This is a genomic window from candidate division KSB1 bacterium (assembly GCA_022562085.1).
GTDB lineage: Bacteria > Zhuqueibacterota > Zhuqueibacteria > Oceanimicrobiales > Oceanimicrobiaceae > Oceanimicrobium.
Window position 1 is genome coordinate 1 of sequence record JADFPY010000378.1, and the last position, 4,224, is coordinate 4,224.

Below are 4,224 nucleotides of genomic sequence, written 5' to 3' on the forward strand. Positions count from 1 at the left end.
TTTAATCGCTTTTGCTAGCTTGCGGTAGCCTTTCTCCTCCTGGCTAGCTACTTGACCGACTACATCAGGTGAATCGTGAATCTCTTTGATCATGTAGTGGTCAAAGCCCTCTTTGTCGATTTTGCCTCCTTTGAGATTAATCTTTTTTGTTTTGTAGTTTATTTTTTTACCCCTTTTTTTTCCTGCCTATTTGGGAGACAACATTTTCGAGACGGCCATTTTTATTTTAGAACTTCCCTTTTTAAACTTCCAATCTTCCATCCATAGACCTTGGAGAATCAAATGAAATCACTGACTGAACATCTCTGGTTTGATATTCCCAACCGCCGGGATTATATCAACATAACGAGTAAAGTTGAGGAATTAGTAGAGAAGAGCAATGTGGGGGAAGGGTTGTGTCTGGTCAACGCCATGCACATTACGGCATCTGTTTATATCAACGATGCGGAAAGCGGCCTCATCCAGGACTATGATGACTGGCTTGAGAAACTGGCCCCGCACGAACCGATTTCACAGTACAGGCACAACCGCACCGGTGAAGACAATGGTGACGCGCATTTAAAACGGCAGATTATGGGCAGAGAGGTTGTGGTGGCAATTACAAACGGTAGGTTAGATTTTGGCCCGTGGGAACAGATTTATTATGCGGAATTTGACGGCAGGAGAAAGAAACGGGTTTTGGTGAAAATTATCGGAGAATAATTTATCAGGGATTGCGAACGGTTACAATTAAATTATAAATCATACCGATCAACCAGCCGCATATTCCGCCAAAAACAGCACCATAAAAAAGACCGATAACCGAACCGGCCCAGGTAACGGAATAGCCGATAAAATACTGTCCTAAAAGTTCGAGGTGCGGCCCGACATGTTCTCCACCTTTTATGAGCAGCCAAACTGTCATAACAAACAAACCCAATCCACAAATAATAGCAAAAATCAGAGCAAGAATATTAGCATGAATTCTCGCTATTGTGTGGCTTATTTCCTGGGTTTTAGCGAATTGGCTCATTTTAATCCTTTCCAACGGGGTTAGATTTTATCAAGAGCATGCCTTCTTCTCTCAGTTTGAGCACGTCGATGCACAAGAAGAGCGTACGCCGATAACCCCCAGTTTCTCAAAAACGCAATCGAACTCCCGAGCAAAAATCCAAGAAAACCTGCATCAAAAAAACCAATGAGAGCTCCCCTCCAACTCACTTCAAACCCGTAAAAATATTGCGCCAGAAGCCGCAATCGTGGCCCGACAACCTCTCCCCCTTTTAGCAGGAGAATCGATGTCGCTAAAAAAATGAGAATACCAAAAACAGTTCCAACCGAGAGGCCCAACGCTAAGGGATCTAACCTGGCGAAAACTTTTTCGATAATATCATCCACCGATAGTTTTGACTCGGTCTCTACTCTGGTTGGAATCAAACGGTCACCGGTTTGATGTCCCTTCGTGTTAACCTCTTCATGGTACTCCATTTCAGTATTAACAGACCAGACATCATTGGTTTCGCCCGTCACGTTCCGGGCCGCATAAACACCGGTGAGCATCGAATGATCCTGGTTATTGTAACGATGCAGGCCATTTCGGCCAATGGTCTGCAAATTCGTGAAAGTATCTATGTATTGACGAATTGTCGACAGGGTTTCCTGGTAATCGCGATCATAAATCGGATAGGCTTTTTTCATGCGAACCACTGTCCCATCGATGACCTCCGAGGCTTGAATAAACCCCAGTTGTACACATTCCCGTACACCAAAATCTATGAGCCGGTCGTCTGACCAGGTCCACTCCTCGTCTTTGTCCCACAAAAAATATTCAAGCCCCAAAGATGACTTCGATGAATCCGGAACCATTTCCGGACTCCAGTTTTTGTAGTTTTGAATCCGCCCCATTTTCACTTCGGGGGTATGAATATAAATCCAATTATCGGGAAAAACTTTTTCCCGATTCACAATCAAGACAACAGTCAGATAATCGCGATACCGCAACCTGTTTGCTGCTTCCAAAACTTCATCAGGTGGTGCCGGACTCAGGGAATGAATCAATTCTCTGAGCGGCATGGTCGATACAAAATGATCACCGCTGTATTCTGTCATCTCAGCTGAACCATGGCGGGCCACCACACACTCAACGCGTCCATTTTTGTGGCACACTTGCTCAACGCGGGTATTGCGGATAGTTGGGTTGCCATTTTCCGCCAACGAACTCTCGCAATGTTCCCACATCATGCCGGGACCCAACCGAGGATAAAAGAATTCATCAATCAAAGTCGTAATTATTTCCCCGTTTGAGTTTCTTTCGCCAAACAAAGCATTCCGGACGGCTGCGCTTAAAGACAAATTCTTTATCCGCTGCGCGGCCCAATCTGCTGAAATTTCGTTACAGGGGATTCCCCAAACTTTCTCTGTGTAATTTTTGAAAAATATGTTGTACAACCGATGTCCAAACCGGTTCGTGACCCACTGCTCAAAATTGTTCTCCTCCCGGTTAGGAAAAAATCTTGACTTGGAGTAGCTTAGACATACCAAAAGCGCCTCGACCGGACCTAAGCCGGCAAGTGCGTTCATCGCCTTAAGCGGATAATCATAGAAATGTCCGCGATAGTGAATTCGTGACAATCTGGGACGAACCAGAAAGTCTTCTTCAAGTATTTCGTGCCAAAGTTGATTAATATAGGGCACTTTTGAGAAAAATCGATGACCTCCGATGTCAAAGCGGTAACCCTGGTAATTTGCGGTGCGGGCTATTCCACCTACTTGATTGTCCGCCTCGAGTATGACTGATGACTTCCCGAGTTTTGACAATTCATAGGCAGTCGTAAGTCCGGCAGGCCCGGCCCCAATAATCAATGATGCATTCATCTTAGCTGTCCTTCAAGGCCTCTTGCTTAATAATTTACCTTAAGATTTCCTTTTTTAAAAAAATAAGTTATTACGCCAAGGAAGAAACTCAGGCCGCTGTAATAATAATAGAGAAAGTGAAACGGAACGGCCAGGGCTGCAAAAGAAAAATCTCTTTTTTGCTTAAAAAATCTATATAAGTCAATGTTGATTATTAAAACGGTAAGAAAAATCAAGACCGGCAGAAACATTAATTGCTTAAAAAACCCTACAAAAACAACAGTGGTTAAAAGCAGCAGATAAACGAGAAAAACAGACAAGCGCTGAGACGTACTTACCTTAAGATCGTTGAGCATACTTCTGTCACGGAGCATCAAATGAGTCCAGGGAATGCCTCTATCCAAAACGTCAGTTTTAATCAACCCCCAAAAAGTCCAGCGTTTCAAATGCTTTACCTGGATTTCCTTTTTCAGCATAATTTTATGATGAGTCTTTCTAAGCCGGTATCCGAGTTCAATATCTTCGATCGCCGGTCGTTTAAATGATTCACTAAACCCTCCGGCTTCCATGAAAACATTCTTTCGAATCGCGCCGCAGCCTGACCAGAACGTGCTTGCGAGTTCACTCGATTTTTGATGAACATAGTGATGGAACAAATTTTTAAAATCCGAAATAACGACGTTTCGTGCGGCTGATCATCATAAGAGCCGATTATCGCAGCGACATCGTTATGCTCTTGAAATGCTTGCTCAATTTTTGAAATTGTGTCCGGAAAAATCAGCACATCCGAATCAATAAAAATTAGAATGTCGGCTGAACTGCATTTGGCGCCAAAATTTCTGGCATGAGCAGGTCCGTGATTTTCAGAGAGCTCGATTACTTTAACCGGAAATTGTTTGGCAACTGAAACGGTATCCTCACTCGAATTGTCATCCACAACCAGGCATTCGAAGTTCTCAAAATCAGAACCCGTCACGGCCTCTAAACATTTTTTAAGCCCATTAGGATCGTTATAAACAGGAATAATAATTGAAACTGTTGCTTTACTTGGATGCAATTTTTTTCGAAATTTTTACGCTACTGAACGGTACAAAGAAGGCCGCTCTAATGAATCAGGTGAAGGTTTTGAGTGCTTCAGCCAGGCAGAATCAATCTCAACGGAGATGGCTTGATGAATAATCTCTATTCCTACCAAAAGTCGTTGTTTTCCGCGGCTGTGAATTATTTTACCCCTGATTCCGGAAAATGGTCCGGCAGTAATTTCTACGGGATCTCCACAATTGAAATAAGAAGCAGTTTCAACCCGATCCGGGTATTTGAGCAGTTGACGCACATCTTCGATCTGCGCATCCGGAATCGGAGACGGGGACCCATTAAACTCAATAAACCTAA

At 43.5% G+C, this 4,224-nt stretch carries 6 protein-coding genes; 1 reads left to right on the forward strand and 5 read right to left on the reverse strand.

Translation table 11 applies throughout. The features are described from left to right. Positions 1-282 precede the first annotated feature (282 nt). Positions 283-702, forward strand: coding sequence for a YjbQ family protein (locus tag IH879_20635; protein ID MCH7677337.1), 420 nt, complete (start codon positions 283-285; stop codon positions 700-702). A gap of 4 nt (positions 703-706) precedes the next feature. Here the strand turns inward: IH879_20635 and IH879_20640 are convergent, their stop codons facing one another. The 5 genes from IH879_20640 to IH879_20660 all read right to left on the reverse strand — a co-directional run. Continuing rightward, positions 707-1,012 (reverse strand): hypothetical protein, encoded by a 306-nt coding sequence (locus IH879_20640; protein MCH7677338.1) that lies wholly within the window; start codon positions 1,010-1,012, stop codon positions 707-709. A 20-nt stretch (positions 1,013-1,032) separates the two neighbouring features. After that, positions 1,033-2,853, reverse strand: a complete 1,821-nt coding sequence (locus IH879_20645; protein ID MCH7677339.1) for an NAD(P)/FAD-dependent oxidoreductase — start codon at positions 2,851-2,853, stop codon at positions 1,033-1,035. A 26-nt stretch (positions 2,854-2,879) separates the two neighbouring features. Continuing rightward, on the reverse strand, positions 2,880-3,308 hold the full coding sequence (locus tag IH879_20650; GenBank protein ID MCH7677340.1) for a hypothetical protein: 429 nt from the start codon (positions 3,306-3,308) through the stop codon (positions 2,880-2,882). Continuing rightward, positions 3,302-3,889 carry a glycosyltransferase family 2 protein gene (locus IH879_20655; GenBank protein MCH7677341.1) on the reverse strand — a complete coding sequence of 196 codons (588 nt, stop codon included), beginning with the start codon at positions 3,887-3,889 and terminating at the stop codon, positions 3,302-3,304. The genes IH879_20650 and IH879_20655 overlap by 7 nt, the downstream gene beginning before the upstream one ends. Before the next feature lie 15 nt (positions 3,890-3,904). After that, positions 3,905-4,224 (reverse strand): hypothetical protein (locus IH879_20660; GenBank protein ID MCH7677342.1); only part of this gene is annotated, 320 nt, incomplete at its 5' end.